The organism is Pantoea sp. RCC30.1 (assembly GCF_058148845.1).
In genome coordinates this window covers 1-819 of sequence record NZ_JBXUHX010000080.1, presented here as the reverse complement: position 1 = coordinate 819, position 819 = coordinate 1, and the positions used below count along the sequence as shown (strand labels likewise).

Genomic DNA, 819 nt, shown 5'->3' with positions numbered 1-819 from the left:
GCTGTGAGCTCGATGAGTAAGGCGGGACACGTGGTATCCTGTCTGAATATGGGGGGACCATCCTCCAAGGCTAAATACTCCTGACTGACCGATAGTGAACCAGTACCGTGAGGGAAAGGCGAAAAGAACCCCGGCGAGGGGAGTGAAACAGAACCTGAAACCGTGTACGTACAAGCAGTGGGAGCCTTCTTTATGGGGGTGACTGCGTACCTTTTGTATAATGGGTCAGCGACTTATATTCTGTAGCAAGGTTAACCGTATAGGGGAGCCGCAGGGAAACCGAGTCTTAACTGGGCGTTAAGTTGCAGGGTATAGACCCGAAACCCGGTGATCTAGCCATGGGCAGGTTGAAGGTTGGGTAACACTAACTGGAGGACCGAACCGACTAATGTTGAAAAATTAGCGGATGACCTGTGGCTGGGGGTGAAAGGCCAATCAAACCGGGAGATAGCTGGTTCTCCCCGAAAGCTATTTAGGTAGCGCCTCGTGAACTCATCTTCGGGGGTAGAGCACTGTTTCGGCTAGGGGGCCATCCCGGCTTACCAACCCGATGCAAACTGCGAATACCGAAGAATGTTATCACGGGAGACACACGGCGGGTGCTAACGTCCGTCGTGAAGAGGGAAACAACCCAGACCGCCAGCTAAGGTCCCAAAGTCATGGTTAAGTGGGAAACGATGTGGGAAGGCACAGACAGCCAGGATGTTGGCTTAGAAGCAGCCATCATTTAAAGAAAGCGTAATAGCTCACTGGTCGAGTCGGCCTGCGCGGAAGATGTAACGGGGCTAAACCATGCACCGAAGCTGCGGCAGCGACACT

The 819-nt window shown here is 53.2% G+C and carries 1 rRNA gene; it reads left to right on the top strand.

Annotated features, from left to right (window positions below):
• A 23S ribosomal RNA gene (locus tag AC2LB6_RS24595) occupies positions 1–819 on the top strand; the annotation flags it as partial.